We start from the raw sequence: 16,317 nt of genomic DNA on the forward strand, positions 1-16,317 counted from the left end.
CCGGTCTCAAGCTGCCTGTCTGGCCGTGACGAATGCCGCAAGGCTGGCCACGTTGGTGAAGTGATTGCGCGTGTCCTTGGCGTCGGCGTCGATCTTGATGCCGTACGTTTTCTGAATCGCCAGACCCAGTTCCAGGGCGTCGACCGAATCCAGGCCCAGGCCCTCGCCAAACAGGGTCTGGTCGCTGCCGATGTCGTCGGCGCTGATGTCTTCCAGGCCCAGGGCCTCGATGATCAGCGTCTTTATGTCGTGCTCAAGGCGGTGTTGGTCGCTCATCTTCGGCGAGCTCCTTAATGAAATAGTGATGCAGGTAATCGTTGAGCTTGCGTGACGCCTGGGGCGCGGGGCCCAGTGCGGCAAACGCGTGTGGTTCTATATCGGCCCCCACGCGCAAACTGAAGTGAAATCGGCATTTGGGAATGCGATACCAGGGCTCGGCCTTGGTCAGGGTGGTGGGGCTGACCTTGATCACCACCGGGGTAATGATCGTCGCGCCGCGCAGTGCAATGGCCGCGCCGCCGCGATGAAAGGCCGGTGCGCTGCCTGGCGTGGTGCGGGTGCCTTCGGGAAAGATGATCAGGGTTTGCCCCGCGCGCAGGGCATCGGCGGCGGCATCGAGCATGTCGGCGCTGCCATCGTTGCTGATGTAGCCGGCGTCGCGCACCGGGCCGCGGGTGAACGGGTTCTGGAACAGGCTCTGCTTGACCACGCAATTGGTCTGGCGCATCAGGCCGATCAGGAACACGACATCGATCAGCGACGGATGGTTGGCGACGATCATCTGGCCAGGGCGGCCGAGCTTTTCCGCGCCCTCGACGCTGTACGTGAGGATGCCCAGCCCTTTCATCAGGCGAATGAAAAACCAGAACAGGCAACTGATGGTGTGGCGCGCGCGTCGTTGATGCTGCCTGGCGTCGCCCGGCAGGCAACTGAGCAGCGGGAACACCAGCAAGCGCAGGCACAGCCCGCCGACGCCGAACACAAAGAAGCTGGCGGCCGTTGCGAACAGGCGCCAGTAATAGGCCTGCCGTGGTTTGTCGTTCAGGACTTGCGTCGCCAGTTCCATACTCGGTTCTTCCAGGCATGTTGGCAGGCGCCCTGTTCGGTCAACAGAGTGCGCAGCAGGTTCAGGGCGTGAGGCCACTGGGTTTGAGTGAGTTGGACAGCGCTGCTGTTTAGTTCCAGTTGCCACTCGTCGCCCGGCGTCAGCAAAAGGCCCAGGGCATAGGGGAAGGGCACGTCAGCGATCCAGCTGGCGTACGCCTGGGGCGGTTGTTCTTCGGTCAGCACCAGCAACACGGCCGGGGCGCCTTCGTTGAGCAATGCGGCGGCTTCGAGCACGCCGTGTTCGAGGCCATCACCGGCGGCGGCGAGGGCAGTCATCTCGCTGGTTTCATTGCGCAGGATCGACCACAGGCCAATCACCGCGTTATGCACCGACAGGCTGAACTGGGTCGGCGACAGTGGCTGCTCGTTGGCCAGGTCGCTGAGGATGTCGAGGGTGCGCGGGGTTTCGCCGTGGCGGGAAATGAACACCAGCGGCAGGTCGTCAAGGCCTTCGGCCAGCGGCCAGCCGACGCTGAACGCCATGCGCGCCAGTCGGCTCAGGCGGCGGCGCTGCATAGCTGGCAAAAATGACACATCGGGAGACGCGTCGCTGACAGGCAGCAACACCGGGTCCCGGCACCAGGCGTGCCAGTCGTCCGCACTCTCAAGGCCAGGAGCCCAGGCGCGCCATTGGGCGATGTTGAAGTTGATCACTGAGAAGTTATCCCGCCCCTGCGGGCTTCCATGTGCGGCCAATGGCCCCGGATTCCGGGACAGAGGACAATGGCCGAATGGCGCGCATTATCCCGGTGCTGCGGGGTTCTAGCAAATATTGGTTAAAATTTGTTCACGATTGTTCACAAATAAGTGGGAGGAATTTACAGATCGTCGGCGACCGAGGGGCGAACCGGATTGTGGCAGCGTTCCCATTCATTTGTGAGCCAGACACAGCGGATGGATGAACGAGGTAGCTAACCGGCGCTTTTGCGCTCTACACTCGGGTTATTCATTGATACGCGGAGGTTTTTCCATGCGGCGCGTGGTGTTCAATCAGAAAGGCGGCGTGGGCAAGTCCAGCATCGCTTGCAACCTGGCGGCCGTCAGCGCCAGCGAAGGTTATCGAACCCTGTTGGTGGACCTCGATGCACAGGGCAACTCCACCCAGTACCTCACCGGGCTGACCGGTGACGATATTCCCATGGGGATCGCCGACTTTTTCAAGCAAACCCTGTCTTCCGGGCCGTTTTCCAAGAAGAACAAGGTGGATATCTACGAGACGCCCTTCGACAACCTGCATGTCATCACCGCCACCCCGGAACTGGCGGACCTGCAGCCCAAGCTTGAGGCCAAGCACAAGATCAACAAGCTGCGAAAGCTGCTGGATGAGCTGAGCGAGGACTACGACCGTATCTACCTGGACACGCCACCAGCCTTGAATTTTTATGCGGTTTCGGCGCTGATCGCCGCTGATCGTGTGCTGATTCCCTTTGATTGCGACAGCTTTTCGCGCCAGGCCCTGTATGGGCTGTTGGCTGAAATCGAAGAATTGAAGGAGGACCATAACGAAGGCCTGGAAGTGGAAGGTATCGTGGTCAACCAGTTCCAGGCCCGGGCAAGCCTGCCGCAGCAGATACTCGATGAAATGATTGCCGAAGGGCTGCCGGTGCTGCCGGTGTACCTGGCCAGTTCGGTGCGCATGCGTGAGTCGCACCAGGAGAGCAAGCCGCTGATTCACCTGGACCCACGGCACAAGCTGACGCAGCAGTTTGTTGAATTGCATAACCTGCTGGAAAACGCCTGATCCTAAGGGCTACACAGACCCAATGTGGGAGGGGGCTTGCCCCCGATAGCAGTGTGTCAGCTACAGATAAGCTGGCTGACATACCGCAATCGGGGGCAAGCCCCCTCCCACATTTGGATTGCATTTCAGTTGGGTTTCTGGGACTTATCCTACGAAGGCTGTAGGAACGGTCTGGCAGCAGGGGATTGGCCTTGTAACCTTGCCTACAGCTACGCCAGAATCCGCCGGCTTGTGCGTCTGGATGGGGGCCTCTAAGGTTTGCCGGTCGCTGAATGTTCAGTGATCGGGTTTAGTAGCCCGTGGTGAGACGTACGGCAAATCATCAGTAATTGATGGTGGCTGTACGGAGGGCGCTTTCGAGCGCGCCGGTTGCGTCTCCCCGGTCTACTAACCTGCGTACAGCTGCCACCCTCCGTTTAGTAGCGGGTTGGTTGCGGCTCATCTACCCGGAGACGATTCATGGTTAACCTCTATACCGTCACACCCAACCTTCCCACCGAAGCGCTGATCATCAACAGCTACGAAACCTTCTCCTCGGTCCGCACCTTATTGCTCAATCTATCCAACGACCTTACCGGTGAACATCGCGATGTGGCTCTGGCTATCCATCAACTGAGCGAGCTTGGCGTCATGCTGGTCAGCCAGATGATGGACCGCCAAGCCCCACTGTCCCAAGGCTGAAACACGGACAAAATGTGGGAGGGGGCTTGCCCCCGATGGCAGAGTGTCAGGCACTTATGTGTCACTGCTACACCGCTATCGGGGGCAAGCCCCCTCCCACACTGTCCCGCCTTGTTCTGAAGGTTCGGGTTACACGCCCTGACTACGCAACCAACTCATCAACTGTGGCAATGGGAATGCCCCACTCTGGCGCGCCACTTCCCGGCCATTCTTGAACAGAATCAAACTTGGAATCGAGCGAATCCCCAGCTGAGCCGACAACTGCTGGTTGGCCTCGCTGTCCAGCTTGGCCAACCGGCATTTGCCTTCAAGCTGCCCGGCGGCCTGCTCGAATACCGGCGCAAACGACTTGCACGGCCCGCACCAGTCAGCCCACACGTCCACCAGCAACGGCAGGTCGCCCTTGATCTGGCTGGCGTAGTCGCCCTGTTTCAATTCAAACGGCTTGTTCAACAGCACTGGCTGCTTGCAACGGCCGCATTTGGGCGCATCACCCAGGCGTGCGCCGGGGATGCGGTTGAGACCGTTGCAATGAGGGCAGGGGATTACGAGAGGTTCAGACATCGGAGGCTCCTGGGGGCTGGCCAATAGGTTGTATCTGGTGCCGGGGCTGAGATTTATCAAGGCTGGATGCAGAGACTCATTCGCTCACAGTTTCTCCTGCGCCGAATGAGTCGTCTGTCTAGGCTTGCTGTTGTGCGCCATTGGTCTGTTTACGGATATAGCAAATTGCGATAGTCGGAAATCAGGTTTAACCTCCATAGCAAGATGCGATAGGGACGTTGCATGCGAGTCATCAGTGAAAAGAGGATCTGGGAAGCAAAGGAAACATGGCCGCGCTCGGCAACGGCTTTGGACCAGTGGTATCGCGTGATCAAGCGCAACGCCCCCAAGGACTTCGCTGCAATGAAAGCCATGTTTCCCGCCGCGGACAAGGTAGGTGAATTTCATGTGTTTGATATTGGCGGTAACAAGCTGAGGTTGATCGCGACGGTGCAGTATCGAATGCAGCGCGTTTACATCAAGCACCTGCTGGACCACCGCGACTATGAGAAGGACAAATGGAAGGAAAAAAACAGATGAGCGCGCTTATGCAAGTAGCGGCAGAACACTGGCAGTTCGTTTCGCCGGTGCTGCGCAAGCCGGAAAACGAGGCGGACTACGACGCACTGGTATGCGGTCTGGATGAGTTGTTGAGCCTCGTGGGTGAAGACGAGGACAGCCCGCTGATGAGCCTGGTCGACATTCTCAGTGACTGGATCGAAGCTTATGACCGTGAACACCGCCCAATGCCCGTCGCCAGCGGGGTCGATGTGCTGCGCTACATGATGCGCGAGCACAATCTCACCCAGAGCGACCTTCCGGGGATTGGGGCACAGTCAGTCGTCTCGGAGATATTGAGCGGAAAGCGCCAGCTCAACGTGCGCCAGATTCGTTGGCTGGCCGAGCGTTTCGGGGTGTCCGTGGAGACCTTTATCTAAGCGGTCAAGACGAACAACTGATCTCCAGATGCTTGCCCCAATCCGGCGGCCGCTGTGCATACTGCTCCATCCCCGCTTGTTCCTCGAACGGCCTGGTCAGCACTTTATGCAGCCGCCGCACTTCGCTGTAGTCCCCGGACTCGGCGGCGGCGATAGCGTTCTGGGCGAGGTAATTGCGCAGGATGTACAGCGGGTTCACGGCATGCATGCGTTCGCGGCGCTGTGCCTCGCTGTCGTCCCCGTCCCTTGCAACACGGGCCTTGTATCGCTCGGCCCAGGCATCGAAACCGGCCAGGTCGACAAAGTCGTCACGCAAACGCGCCACGGCCAACGCCGCTGATTCATCGCCCAAACGCCGGAAGAACAGGGTGTAATCCACACCGCTGTTCTGCATCAGTTTGAGTAAGTGCTCCACCAGCTTCTGATCATCTTCTTCGGCGGTCGTCAGCCCCAACCGGCGGCGCATCAGGTCCAGGTAGTGCGCCTGGTACAGCGGCAGGTACAGGCCCAGGGCTTCTTTGAGTGCGTCAACGCTGATAAACGGCGTGAGCGCCTGGGCCAGTGCGCTGAGGTTCCACTGCCCGATCGGCACCTGATTACTGAAGGAATAGCGCCCTTCATGATCGGAATGGTTGCAGATGAAGTGCGCGTCGAAATCATCCAGAAACGCAAACGGCCCGAAGTCGAAAGTGATGCCCAGGATCGACATGTTGTCGGTGTTCATGACGCCGTGGCAGAAACCATACGCCTGCCATTTGGCGATCATCTCGGCGTTGCGCTCGACGATTTCGCGGAACATCGCGAGATACGGCTCAGGCTGTTCGCGGCACTCGGGGTAATGCAGGTTCAGTACGTGTTCGGCCAGCTCGGCCAACTGCTCGGGCTTCTGGGTGTAGTAGAAGTATTCGAAGTGCCCGAAGCGGATATGGCTGGGTGCCAGGCGCAACACCATGGCCCCGCGTTCCTGCTTTTCACGCCACACCGGCGTGCTGGAGCCGATCACGCACAAGGCGCGGCTGGTGGGGATGCCCAATGCATGGAGGGCTTCGGAGGCGAGGAATTCGCGGATCGAGGAGCGCAACACCGCGCGCCCGTCGCCCATGCGTGAATAAGGCGTCATGCCGGCGCCCTTGAGGTGCAGGTCCCAATGCTCGCCGGCCTGGTTATACACCTCGCCCAGCAGCAACCCTCGGCCATCGCCCAGTTGCGGGGTGTAGCCGCCGAACTGGTGCCCGGAATAGACCATCGCCCGCGGCTGCGCTTCGGCCCACAGTTTATGGCCGCCGAACAGTTCGGCAAACACGGGCGTTTCGGCCACGGCCGGGTCGAGGTCGAGCAGGGCCATGGCGGCGTCGCTCGCCACCACCAGGCGCGGCTCGTCGAGGGGCTCGGGCAGCACGTGGGTTGAGAACGCATCGCCCAGGCGTGCGAAGCGGTTGTCGAAGGTCAGTTCGTCGAGGGCTTTCACCGGGCATCTCCAGCAGGATGCCCCAGCATTTCGCTGGGGCTCAGTTCGTTAGTCGAGTTTGCTCGGCGGGGGTTCAGGTGCATCTTCGACCTTTGCGGCGGGCGGCTCGGGGGCATCCTGCTCGGGCGCGACGAGGGTCTTGCGCTCATCCTCGGCCGGCACCAGTTTGTATTCCTGGCCGTGGAGGTTTTTCAGGTAGATCTCCATCTGCCGGAACGAGATGTTGATGTGCTGCTTCTTGAACTCACGGTTGATAAAGCGGTTGACCTCGTCCAGCACCGGGTTGCGGTCGCCCAGGTCGCGCACATGCATGCGCAGCTCGTGGTCCAGCGTGCTTTCGCCAAAGTTGAGGAAGTACACATGGGGTTCAGGTTCTTTCAGTACCCGCGGGTTTTCCCGTGCGGCCTTCAGTAACAATTCCTTCACCAGGTCCAGGTCGGAGCCGTAGTCCACGCCCAGCTTCAGGGTGACACGAGTGATGGTGTCGGTCAGTGACCAGTTGATCAGTTGCCCGGTAATGAAGGTCTTGTTCGGGACGATGATGTCTTTGTTGTCAAAGTCGGTGATGGTGGTGGCGCGGATGCGGATCTTGCTCACCGTGCCTGACAGATTGCCGATAGTAATGGTGTCGCCGATGCGCACCGGGCGCTCGAACAGGATCATGATGCCGGAGATGAAGTTGGCAAAGATCTCCTGCATGCCGAAGCCCAGGCCCACCGACAGCGCTGCGACCAGCCATTGCAGCTTGTCCCAGCTCACACCAAGGGTGGACAGCGTGGTGACAAACCCGACGCCGGCAATGATATAGGACAGCAAGGTGGTGGTGGCGTAGGCACTGCCTTGAGCCAGGTCCAGCTTGGAGAGCACCAGCACTTCCAGCAGGCCGGGCAGGTTGCGCGCCAGGGCGAAGGTGATGCCGATGATGATCGACGCACCGAGCAGGTCGCCGATGCTGATGGGCACCATGCTGATATTCGCACCCGTGCCGCTGGTGTATTCGTACAGCGTGACGTTATCCAGGTAGGAAAATACCGAGATCAGGTCCGACCATACCCAGTACAAGGCCGCAATAAAACCGCCGAGCAGGGCCAGGCGGATCAGGCGCAAGGATTGTTCGTTGACCTTTTCGATGTCCAGTGTCGGCTCTTCCACCACGGCTTCGCCTTCACCGGCATCCTTGGCGGCTTGGCGTTTGGCCAGCGCTCGTGCGTAGGCCAGGCGCCGGGCGGCGACGCTCAGCCAGCGTACAAAGGTGGCCTCGATCACCAGCCAGAACATCAGCAGGTACAGGGTGTTGATCAGCCGGTCGCTGAGTTTCAGCGCGGTGTAGTAGTAGCCAAAGCACACGGCAATGAATAACGCGATCGGCAGGGCGGTGAACACCAGCCCGATGGTCTTGCGAAACAGCGAGGCCTTTTCGTGGGTTGGGCTATTGAGCAGCAGGCGACTGAGCAGCCACGCCATCAGGCCGTAGCACGTAAGGACCACGGCGATGCCCAGCACGTCTTCGGCGAGTGCCGCCGGTTGGTGTTCGGCGATGGCCACCACGGCCACCAGGGCCAGTACCACCAGCCCGAGCTTGCGCACCCAGCCCTGGAGGAATTCGACCTGGGGCTTTTCCCAGCGAAAGTGCAGCTCGGCCACACCGCCGGGCGCGAGGATGCGGTAAGCGGTGTAGAACACCAGCCACGCCTGGGCGATCTGCAGCAGGGCCGAGCCCAGGTTGGCGTTTTGCCCACGGGCGTCGATCTGCAAGGCATAGCCGCACAGCGCCAGGCCCAGGGATACTGGCATTGCCAGCAGGATATTGATCAGGATCGCCTGCGGCGTGTGCCACTGGCTGTCGCGCTTGAAGTGACCGATGTCCAGGTGAACCTTGTTCAGGCGCTGATACAACGCCTTGCGCCGCCACAGCAGCGCGCCGATCAACAGCAGCAGCGGCAGGAACAGCAACGGGCGCTGGGTCAGGCCGTCATACAGCTCGCTGACGCTGGAGGCCCAGGGCAGGGTGGTGACTTGCTTGCTCAGGTGCGCCGGTACGGTTTCCAGCCACTCGGTGTCCAGCGGTTTGTTGCTCGGAATCCAGAACATCTGCTCATCGAGCGTGGCGCGCAGGGTGGTCGCGGTGCTGAGCAGTTGTTTCTGGTTCAGTTGCAGGGTGATGGATTCGTTGAGCAGCGCGCTCAATTCACGGCTCAGGCGCTCCAGCAGGTCGCTGCGGGTGATCGCCAGTTCCAGCAGGGTGCGGCGCAATTGCGGGGTGACGTCGTCCGGCGGCTGGTTGGCCAGCAGGTTATCCACATAGGCGCTGGGAGAGCTGATCAGCTCGCGCTGCTGGTTGACCTCGAACTGGTACAGGCGAATGTTGGCGATGTCGTCGGCCAGGTCGCGGTCGACGGTCAAGCGCGGCAGCGCCTGTTTCTGTTTGTAGAGGATCTTGGACAGCAGCAGGCTGCCCTTGAGTACGTTGATCTGTTCGTCCAGCGCCGAATCGCTTTGGGTCACGGTGTCCAGTTGCTGCTTGGTCTGCAGGTTTTTCTGGGTCAGGTCGTTGAGGCGGTCGGTGCTTTTGAGCAGGTAGTCGGAGAGCTTCAGGTTGGCCGCGCTTTCCGTGGCCAGCAGGCTGCTGCCGCCGGCTTTCTGCGCTTCGATGGACTGTTGGGTCACCGTCTGCTGTGACTGGGCCAGGCGTTTCTGGTTGATCAGGGTTTGCAGGTCCTGGATTTCCTGCTCCAGGCGCGCGGTTTTTTCCTGGATCAGGTCGTGCTGGCTGTTGCCCAGGTCTTGCAGCTGGCTGTTGCCGGCCAGTTCCTGGCGGCGCAGGGGGATCAGCGCATTCAGGGCGGCGAGTTCGGCGTTGAGCTGGTTGCGCTGGTCGGCGTTGAGGGCTTTGCCGTTGTCTTTGCCGGTCTTGAGGATCGCATTGATTTGCTGGATGCGCGTCTGGCTGCTGCTGATCTCGGTCTGGGCGCGCTCGGGCCGGGTCTGGGCGGCGATGGTCAGGCTGTTGGCGTCGGCCAGCTCTTTTTGCAGGTCGCCTTGCTGGGTGCTGCGCTGCACCAGCAATTGCTCAAGCTGCGGCACGGGCAGGCTGGCGTAGCGTTGGGCCACCGGGACGATTTTGGTGGCCTTGAGCCGGGTCAGCTCGCGCTGGTTTTCGACGGTCTGGCGCGGCGCGTCCTCAAGCTGGCGTTTGAGATCGGCCAGGCGCTGCTCGTAATCCTGCTTGTTGGCCAGGTACGTCAGGGTTTGTTGCAGGATGCCCTGCAATGCCTTCATGTCGGCGTCGGGCAGCTTGCGGTCGGGCAGCTTGTCCAGGGTTTGCTGGATAGCGTCGGCGCTGGGCGGGTCGGCGGCGTGGACGGTGCCGACACAAAGGGTCAGGCCCAGCAGGGCAGTAGCGAGAAAAGTGCGCAGGGTTGGCATAGAGACCGGTCGAGCAAGGTGAAGAATCGGGGCGTTGTCGCCCCGCAGTTTAGAGGAAGAGCCCGGGGCCCGGGCGACTTCCTTCGGGGAATCTGACGCCGACTTTGCCAATCTTGTTCCCGTCCATGACCGCGACGGTCCAGATGGTGTTGTTCCACTCCACCTGGTCGCCCACCACCGGCGCGCCGCCGACTTTCTGGGTGATGAAGCGGCTCAACGGCATGTCCGGGTCGATACCCTCGAGCTTGAGCCCGTACAACGCCGACACCGCGCCCAGCTGGGCGTCGCCTTCAAGGACGAAGTCGCCGAAGAAGCGCAGATCGAGACCCCGTTGCGGTGCCTGGCTGAACAGTTTGCCCAGGGCCGGCAGGTTGTGTTCATGGCCGATGACGCAGAGCAAATCATCGACTTCCAATACTGTACTACCCGACGGATGGAGCAGTTGCTGGCCACGGAACAACGCGGCAATCCGCGTGCCCTCAGGCATTTTCAGCTCGCGCAGGGCAGCACCGATGCACCATTTTTCCGCACCCAGGCGGTAGACGAACAGCTCCCACTCACTGGTGACGTGCACTTCCAGGGCGGCGCGGGAAATCGGCGCCGGGTCCGGCGGTACGGTGACTTTGAGCAACTTGGCCACCCACGGCAGGCTGGTGCCCTGCACCAGCAGCGACACCAGCACGATAAAGAACGCCAGGTTGAAGTACAGCTGCGCATGGGGCAGGCCGGCCATCAGCGGGAACACCGCGAGGATGATCGGCACCGCGCCGCGCAGGCCGACCCAGGCGATAAAGGCCTTTTCGCGACCGTGGAACGCCTTGAACGGCAGCAGGCCGACCATCACCGACAGCGGCCGCGCAAACAGGATCATCCACAGTGCCAGGCCCAGGGCGGGCAGGGCGATGGGCAGCAAGTCATGGGGCGTGACCAGCAGGCCCAGCACCAGGAACATGCCGATCTGCGCCAGCCAGGCCATGCCGTCGAGCATATGCAGGATGCCGTGGCGGCTGCGCACCGGACGGTTGCCGATCACCAGGCCGCACAGGTACACGGCGAGAAAACCGCTGCCGTGCAAGGCGTTGGTCAGGGCGAAGACGAACAGGCCGCCGGCGATCACCAGGATCGGGTACAGGCCGTTCGCCAGGTTGATGCGGTTGACCATTTGCAGCATCAGCCAGCCGCCGCCCAGGCCAACCAGGCCGCCGATGCCGAATTCGCGGATCAGGTGGGTCAGCAGGCTCCAATGCAGGCCGGTCTGGCCGCTGGCGAGCATGTCGATCAGGGTCACGGTGAGGAACACCGCCATGGGGTCGTTGCTGCCCGATTCGATTTCCAGGCTGGCGCTGACCCGTTCGTTCAGGCCCTTGCCGCCCAGCAGCGAGAACACTGCCGCAGCGTCCGTGGAGCCGACGATGGCGCCGATCAGCAAGCCCTGGATGATATTGAGGTCGAACAGCCAGGCCGCTGCCATGCCGGTGAGGCCGGTGGTGATCAGCACCCCCACAGTGGCCAGGGACAATGCTGGCCAGAGCGCCACACGGAAACTCGCCACCCGCGTGCGTAAACCGCCGTCGAGCAGGATCACGGCCAGGGCGAGGTTGCCCACCAGGTAGGCGGTCGGGTAATTATCGAAGATGATACCGCCGCCATCGACGCCGGCGATCATGCCCACGGCCAGGATGATCACCAGGATCGGGATGCCCAGGCGCGACGACAGAGAACTCACCAGAATGCTCGCACTCACCAGCAACGCGCCGATCAAGAACAGGCTGTTGATGGTCGTCGCATTCAAAGGCAGTACTCCAGAGCAGGGAAGACAGGGCGCAAACTGACCATGCAGTCTGCGTGCCAGGGATTCTAACCTGTTGAATTGCTGCGCTGTCAAAAAGCTTTTGTGGGGGGAATCCCATAATGAAGGTTCCGACCCCATTCCAAATGTGGGAGGGGGCAGGCCCTGATGCCAGTGTAGGAGCGAGCTTGCTCGCGAAAAACTCACAGGCACCGCGTTCATTCAGGAAGCACGCGTTATCGTTGACGTTTTTCGCGAGCAAGCTCGCTCCTACAGACTGGCATTAGGGCAAGCCCTTCCCACATTTTAATCCCGTGCCGTCAGTCAGAGGCGGAAGCGGCCGACCATCCCGTTCAAATCCACGGCCAGGCGCGACAGCTCGTTGCTCGCCGCGCTGGTCTGGCTGGCGCCTGTGGCCGATTGCACCGACAGGTCACGGATATTGACCAGGTTGCGGTCGACTTCCCGTGCGACCTGAGCCTGTTCTTCCGCCGCGCTGGCGATCACCAGGTTGCGCTCGTTGATCTCGACAATTGCGGTGTTGATGGTGTCCAGCGACAGCCCCGCGCCCTTGGCGATGTTCAGCGTCGATTCGGCGCGCTCGGTGCTGTTGCGCATCGAATCCACCGCATGCTCGGTGCCGGCCTGGATGCTGCCGATCATGCGCTCGATCTCGCTGGTGGACTGCTGGGTACGATGGGCCAATGCGCGCACTTCGTCGGCCACCACGGCAAAACCTCGCCCGGCCTCACCGGCCCGCGCCGCTTCGATGGCCGCGTTGAGGGCCAGCAGGTTGGTCTGGTCGGCCAGGCCACGGATCACGTCCAGTACCTTGCCGATATCGCGCGATTCATTGGCCAACTCACCAATCAAGGTCGCGGTGGCTTGTACGTCGCCGCTCATGCGTTCGATGGCGCTGACGGTTTCCTGCACCAGGTCACGCCCGTCGCCGGCGGAGGTGGTGGCGTTGCGCGAAGCTTCAGAGGTGCTCACGGCATTGCGTGCGACTTCCTCGACCGCGCTGGTCATTTCGTTGACGGCGGTGGCGGCTTGTTCGATTTCGTTGTTCTGCTGGGTCAGGCCGCGCGCGCTTTCGTCGGTGACGGCGTTGAGCTCTTCGGCGGCCGACGCCAGTTGCGTGGCTGAGCCGGCGATGCGTTGCAGGGTGTCGCGCAGTTTGTCCTGCATCTTGGCCATGGCGGCCAGCAGGCGGCCGGCTTCGTCGTTGCCATCGACCTTGATCGGGCGTGTGAGGTTGCCTTCGGCCACTTCTTCCGCCGCTTCCAGGGCCTGGGAGATCGGCACGGTGATGCTGCGGGTCAGCAGCCAGGCGAACAACAGGGTCAGCGCGGTGGCGATCACCAGCAGGCCCACGACCATGTTGAAGGCCAGGTTGTACTGGTCTTCGGCCTGCTGGTTGGTGTCCAGGGCCATGGCGTTATTGATTTCCAGCAGGCGGTTGAGTACCCCGTTGACCTGCTCGGAGTTGGTCAGCAGTTCGGTATTGAGCAGGGTGCGCAATTCGTCGACCTGATTGGCCCGTGACAGGCTCTTCATGCGCTCTTCGATCTGATGGTACTGAGCCAGCAACCGCACGTATTCATTGTAGGTCGAACGCTCTTCGCCGCTTTCGATCAGCTTTTCATACACGCCTTGGGCGGTACGGATCTGCTGGTTGCGTACGTCGAAGGCTTCCAGGGTCTTTTGCTGCACGTCCGGCTCGCGGTTGGTGAGCAAGCGGTACGACAACACACGCAGGCGCAATGTCAGTTGGGTGAACTCGTCGAGGGCGCGGATGCTGGGCACGCTGGACAGGGTGATGTCTTCGGTGGCCGCTCGGATCTTGCTCATCTGGTTCAGCGCGAACACGCCGAGAGCCAACATCAAGGCGCCAATAAACGCGAAGCCGAGGAAGGCCCTCGGCGCGATATTCATATTACGAAGAGACATGCTGGAATCCTGGGGGAAGCGCGATCCGTGCGGCCATGAGACGGGGTGTGCATCGTGTATCGGCCCTACGACTAAAGTCTTAAGGGGCTGTGCGTTTTTGTCGCATCTGAGCAGGGGGTTTGAGCGATTCAGGAACCAGATCGGGTAATTGCAGTCACTAAGGCTCGAAAGTGCGGCCCGGGCCTTTGGAATCGGGCTGCGCGCCAGGGATAACCCTGGCATCCGAGGTGATTTTTCTTTATCGTCACCGCCCTTTTAAAAGCCCGAGAAATCAAAATGTTAGAAGCATCCCTCAGCCAACTGGAACAACTGGTCAGCGACCTCGTACAGCAGAATCAAGACCTGCTGGGCAGCAACGAATCCCTCAAGGCGGAGCTTGCCCGTGCCAGGGACGAAAACGACAGCCTGCAACTGAACCTGATGGAACAGGAAGAAAAACACGGCGCCACCGCCGCCCGTATCCAGGCACTGGTTGAGCGTGTAAGCGCAGGGCCTGTCAGCGCATGAACGAAGGGATAAAGGTCGTTTCGATTCTCGGAGAGGATTACTCGATCAAGGCGCCGGCCGGGGAAGACCAGACCCTGATGCACGCCGTGACCATGCTCAAGGCCTCCCTGGCCACCACCAAGAAAAAGTACCCGACCCTGATCGGCGACAAATTATTGGTACTGGCCGCGCTGAACCTGTGCGCCGAGCAGATCGAAATGCAGCAGGCTCATCAACAGGAACTCGACCGTTACCAAGAGCAAGTCAGCGCCACGGTCGAGGTGATTTCCAAGGCGATCCAGCCCTAGAACCACGCATCCTGCATGCCCAGGCACGTATCGTCGCGTGCCTCCAGAATCGCCAGTTCATGATGGCAGCCTGGTACTTCCCAGGTCAGGAAGTACCGGGCGGCCTGGAGCTTGCCTTTATAGAAGGCCACATCGGCCGCGTCGCCCCTGGCCAGCCCTGCTTCGGCGCGAATCGCCTGTTCCAGCCAGCGCCAGCCAATCACCGTGTGCCCGAACACCTTCAGGTACAGCGCCGAGTTCGCCAGGCTGCTGTTGACCTTGCCCTGGGCGAGATCGCCCAGCAGGCCGAGGGTGACGCGTTGCAGGCCATTGACCAGTTGCTCCAGCGGCTCCCTTAGCACGGTCAGCGATGGGTATTGCTGTGCCCGGGCGCCTGTCTCGGCGATCAGCCGAATCAATTGCTTGAGCCCGGCGCCACCGTTCTGCGCCAGTTTGCGCCCGAGCAAATCCAGGGACTGGATGCCATGGGTGCCTTCGTGGATCGGGTTCAGGCGGTTATCGCGGTAGTACTGCTCCACCGGGTATTCACGGGTATAGCCATGACCGCCAAGGATTTGGATCGCCAGTTCGTTGGCCTTGAGGCAGAACTCCGACGGCCAGGATTTGACGATGGGGGTGAGCAGGTCCAGCAGTTCGTGGGCCTGTTTGCGCTCGGCGTCGGTCGGCAGGGTGGTGGTGTCGTCGAACAGCCGTGCGGCGTACAGGCCCAGGTCGAAGGCGCCTTCCACATAGGCTTTTTGTGTCAGCAGCATGCGCTTGATATCGGCGTGCTGGATGATCGACACCGGCGCGGTGCCTGGGTCTTTGCTGTCCGGCAGGCGGCCTTGCGGACGTTCGCGGGCGTACTCCAGCGAGTAAAGGTAGCCCGCGTAACCGAGCATCACCGCACCCATGCCCACACCGATGCGGGCTTCGTTCATCATCTGGAACATGCAGCTCAGGCCCTGGTGCGGTTTGCCCACCAGGTAGCCGACACAGTTGCCGTTATCGCCGAAGTTAAGCGCTGTGGACGTAGTGCCGCGCCAGCCCATCTTGTGAAACAGCCCGGCCAGCAGCACGTCGTTGCGCTCGCCCAGGCTGCCGTCATCGTTGACCAGGAATTTGGGCACGATAAACAGCGAAATGCCCTTCACCCCGGCCGGTGCGTCAGGCAGCTTGGCCAGCACCATGTGTACGATATTTTCCGACAGCGGGTGGTCGCCGCCGGAGATAAAGATTTTATTGCCCTTGAGTCGATAGCTACCGTCGGCCGCAGGCTCTGCGCGTGTACGAATATCCGACAAAGACGACCCGGCATGCGGTTCGGTGAGGGCCATGGTGCCGAAGAAACGTCCGTCGATCATTGGTTGCAGGAAGCGTTGTTTCTGCTCCTCGGTACCGAAGCTTTCGATCAGGTTGGCAGCGCCCATGGTCAGGAACGGGTAGGACGTGGACGCGGCGTTGGCCGACTGGAAGTGCGCAAAGCAGGCCTGGGACAGCAACGTAGGCAGCTGCATGCCACCGGCGTCGAAACTGCGCGCGGCGTTGAGGAAGCCCGCTTCGAGAAACGCGTCCACGGCCGGCTTTACTTCCGGAATCAGGATCGCCTTGCCGTCTTCGTAACGCGGTTCGTTTTCGTCGTTCTTGCGGTTGTGGGGCGCGAAGTACTTTTCGGCGATGTTGCGCGCCGTGCTGATGGCGGCATCGAAGGTTTCACGATTGTGCTCGGCAAACCGCTCGCGCTGGGTCAGGCCCTCGGCATCGAGGACTTCGTACAGCTCGAAAGCCAGATTGCGGGAACTGAGCAGCGTCTCGGACATGGCGGATTACCTTTTAAAAGTATGCCGCAGTCTAGGAGTGCTAATAAAAATGGGGAAGGAAGATAGATGGGGGTGATGGGG

The 16,317-nt window shown here is 61.1% G+C and carries 15 protein-coding genes and 1 pseudogene; 6 read left to right on the forward strand and 10 right to left on the reverse strand.

Translation table 11 applies throughout. From position 1 onward, the window contains the following. Positions 1–6: 6 nt before the first annotated feature. Genes BFQ04_RS06935 through BFQ04_RS06945 form a run of 3 tightly spaced genes read right to left on the reverse strand, consistent with a single transcriptional unit; the run spans position 7 to position 1,761 of the window. A complete protein-coding gene (locus BFQ04_RS06935) occupies positions 7–276 on the reverse strand; it encodes a phosphopantetheine-binding protein (protein WP_065886594.1) in 270 nt (89 codons plus the stop codon). Continuing rightward, positions 254–1,066 carry a lysophospholipid acyltransferase family protein gene (locus BFQ04_RS06940; protein WP_065950162.1) on the reverse strand — a complete coding sequence of 271 codons (813 nt, stop codon included), beginning with the start codon at positions 1,064–1,066 and terminating at the stop codon, positions 254–256. Before BFQ04_RS06940 ends, BFQ04_RS06935 begins: the two co-directional genes overlap by 23 nt. Beyond that, positions 1,042–1,761: a beta-ketoacyl synthase chain length factor gene (locus BFQ04_RS06945; protein WP_065950163.1), complete on the reverse strand. Its 720-nt coding sequence runs from the start codon at positions 1,759–1,761 to the stop codon at positions 1,042–1,044. Before BFQ04_RS06945 ends, BFQ04_RS06940 begins: the two co-directional genes overlap by 25 nt. 316 nt (positions 1,762–2,077) lie before the next feature. Here BFQ04_RS06945 and BFQ04_RS06950 point away from each other — a divergent pair, with 316 nt between their 5' ends. After that, positions 2,078–2,848 carry a ParA family protein gene (locus BFQ04_RS06950; RefSeq protein WP_065950164.1) on the forward strand — a complete coding sequence of 257 codons (771 nt, stop codon included), beginning with the start codon at positions 2,078–2,080 and terminating at the stop codon, positions 2,846–2,848. 459 nt (positions 2,849–3,307) lie between these two features. Then, positions 3,308–3,529, forward strand: a complete 222-nt coding sequence (locus BFQ04_RS06955; RefSeq protein WP_065950165.1) for a DUF6124 family protein — start codon at positions 3,308–3,310, stop codon at positions 3,527–3,529. Positions 3,530–3,658: 129 nt separating this feature from the next. Here BFQ04_RS06955 and trxC read toward each other — a convergent pair whose 3' ends face one another. Next, the gene (trxC, locus tag BFQ04_RS06960; RefSeq protein WP_057724391.1) at positions 3,659–4,093 is read right to left on the reverse strand and encodes a thioredoxin TrxC; all 435 of its coding nucleotides are present in this window, start codon (positions 4,091–4,093) and stop codon (positions 3,659–3,661) included. Positions 4,094–4,315: 222 nt separating this feature from the next. Between trxC and BFQ04_RS06965 the strand changes: the two genes are divergently transcribed. Both BFQ04_RS06965 and BFQ04_RS06970 read left to right on the forward strand, forming a co-directional pair. After that, a complete protein-coding gene (locus BFQ04_RS06965; protein ID WP_065950166.1) occupies positions 4,316–4,612 on the forward strand; it encodes a type II toxin-antitoxin system HigB family toxin in 297 nt (98 codons plus the stop codon). Further along, on the forward strand, positions 4,609–5,010 hold the full coding sequence (locus BFQ04_RS06970; protein ID WP_065950167.1) for a helix-turn-helix domain-containing protein: 402 nt from the start codon (positions 4,609–4,611) through the stop codon (positions 5,008–5,010). Before BFQ04_RS06965 ends, BFQ04_RS06970 begins: the two co-directional genes overlap by 4 nt. Positions 5,011–5,014: 4 nt before the next feature. Here the strand turns inward: BFQ04_RS06970 and selO are convergent, their stop codons facing one another. The 5 genes and pseudogenes from selO to BFQ04_RS30325 form a co-directional block, all read right to left on the reverse strand. Then, a complete protein-coding gene (gene selO / locus BFQ04_RS06975) occupies positions 5,015–6,478 on the reverse strand; it encodes a protein adenylyltransferase SelO (protein WP_065950168.1) in 1,464 nt (487 codons plus the stop codon). A 48-nt stretch (positions 6,479–6,526) separates the two neighbouring features. Beyond that, positions 6,527–9,904, reverse strand: coding sequence for a mechanosensitive channel MscK (mscK, locus tag BFQ04_RS06980; protein ID WP_065950169.1), 3,378 nt, complete (start codon positions 9,902–9,904; stop codon positions 6,527–6,529). 49 nt (positions 9,905–9,953) lie between these two features. Then, positions 9,954–11,696 carry a potassium/proton antiporter gene (locus tag BFQ04_RS06985; protein WP_065950170.1) on the reverse strand — a complete coding sequence of 581 codons (1,743 nt, stop codon included), beginning with the start codon at positions 11,694–11,696 and terminating at the stop codon, positions 9,954–9,956. A 321-nt stretch (positions 11,697–12,017) separates the two neighbouring features. Beyond that, positions 12,018–12,890 carry a methyl-accepting chemotaxis protein gene (locus BFQ04_RS30320; RefSeq protein ID WP_371914491.1) on the reverse strand — a complete coding sequence of 291 codons (873 nt, stop codon included), beginning with the start codon at positions 12,888–12,890 and terminating at the stop codon, positions 12,018–12,020. Continuing rightward, a pseudogene (locus tag BFQ04_RS30325) lies at positions 12,873–13,865 on the reverse strand (MCP four helix bundle domain-containing protein); the annotation flags it as partial. The gene BFQ04_RS30320 and the pseudogene BFQ04_RS30325, both read right to left, overlap by 18 nt. A gap of 54 nt (positions 13,866–13,919) precedes the next feature. On the opposite strand from BFQ04_RS30325, the gene BFQ04_RS06995 reads away from it, so the two are divergent. Beyond that, a complete protein-coding gene (locus BFQ04_RS06995) occupies positions 13,920–14,150 on the forward strand; it encodes a hypothetical protein (RefSeq protein ID WP_057724384.1) in 231 nt (76 codons plus the stop codon). Next, positions 14,147–14,437, forward strand: a complete 291-nt coding sequence (locus BFQ04_RS07000) for a cell division protein ZapA (RefSeq protein WP_057724383.1) — start codon at positions 14,147–14,149, stop codon at positions 14,435–14,437. Before BFQ04_RS06995 ends, BFQ04_RS07000 begins: the two co-directional genes overlap by 4 nt. On the opposite strand, the gene BFQ04_RS07005 is transcribed toward BFQ04_RS07000, so the two are convergent. Further along, entirely contained in the window at positions 14,434–16,236 is a 1,803-nt protein-coding gene (locus tag BFQ04_RS07005; protein WP_065950172.1) for an acyl-CoA dehydrogenase, read from the reverse strand. The genes BFQ04_RS07000 and BFQ04_RS07005 overlap by 4 nt on opposite strands. Positions 16,237–16,317: the final 81 nt, after the last annotated feature.

Source organism: Pseudomonas sp. 37 R 15 (genome assembly GCF_900004865.1).
GTDB lineage: Bacteria > Pseudomonadota > Gammaproteobacteria > Pseudomonadales > Pseudomonadaceae > Aquipseudomonas > Aquipseudomonas fluorescens_AM.

What these genes read in the sequence shown, in the direction of transcription:
- BFQ04_RS07005 (WP_065950172.1), bottom strand. Translation starts at nt 16,236, where the DNA reads ATGTCCGAGACGCTGCTCAGTTCCCGCAATCTGGCTTTCGAGCTGTAC.
- BFQ04_RS06935 (WP_065886594.1), bottom strand. Translation starts at nt 276, where the DNA reads ATGAGCGACCAACACCGCCTTGAGCACGACATAAAGACGCTGATCATC.
- BFQ04_RS07000 (WP_057724383.1), top strand. Translation starts at nt 14,147, where the DNA reads ATGAACGAAGGGATAAAGGTCGTTTCGATTCTCGGAGAGGATTACTCG.
- BFQ04_RS30320 (WP_371914491.1), bottom strand. Translation starts at nt 12,890, where the DNA reads ATGGCCAAGATGCAGGACAAACTGCGCGACACCCTGCAACGCATCGCC.
- BFQ04_RS06940 (WP_065950162.1), bottom strand. Translation starts at nt 1,066, where the DNA reads ATGGAACTGGCGACGCAAGTCCTGAACGACAAACCACGGCAGGCCTAT.
- BFQ04_RS06955 (WP_065950165.1), top strand. Translation starts at nt 3,308, where the DNA reads ATGGTTAACCTCTATACCGTCACACCCAACCTTCCCACCGAAGCGCTG.
- BFQ04_RS06950 (WP_065950164.1), top strand. Translation starts at nt 2,078, where the DNA reads ATGCGGCGCGTGGTGTTCAATCAGAAAGGCGGCGTGGGCAAGTCCAGC.
- mscK (WP_065950169.1), bottom strand. Translation starts at nt 9,904, where the DNA reads ATGCCAACCCTGCGCACTTTTCTCGCTACTGCCCTGCTGGGCCTGACC.
- BFQ04_RS06970 (WP_065950167.1), top strand. Translation starts at nt 4,609, where the DNA reads ATGAGCGCGCTTATGCAAGTAGCGGCAGAACACTGGCAGTTCGTTTCG.
- BFQ04_RS06965 (WP_065950166.1), top strand. Translation starts at nt 4,316, where the DNA reads ATGCGAGTCATCAGTGAAAAGAGGATCTGGGAAGCAAAGGAAACATGG.
- BFQ04_RS06995 (WP_057724384.1), top strand. Translation starts at nt 13,920, where the DNA reads ATGTTAGAAGCATCCCTCAGCCAACTGGAACAACTGGTCAGCGACCTC.
- trxC (WP_057724391.1), bottom strand. Translation starts at nt 4,093, where the DNA reads ATGTCTGAACCTCTCGTAATCCCCTGCCCTCATTGCAACGGTCTCAAC.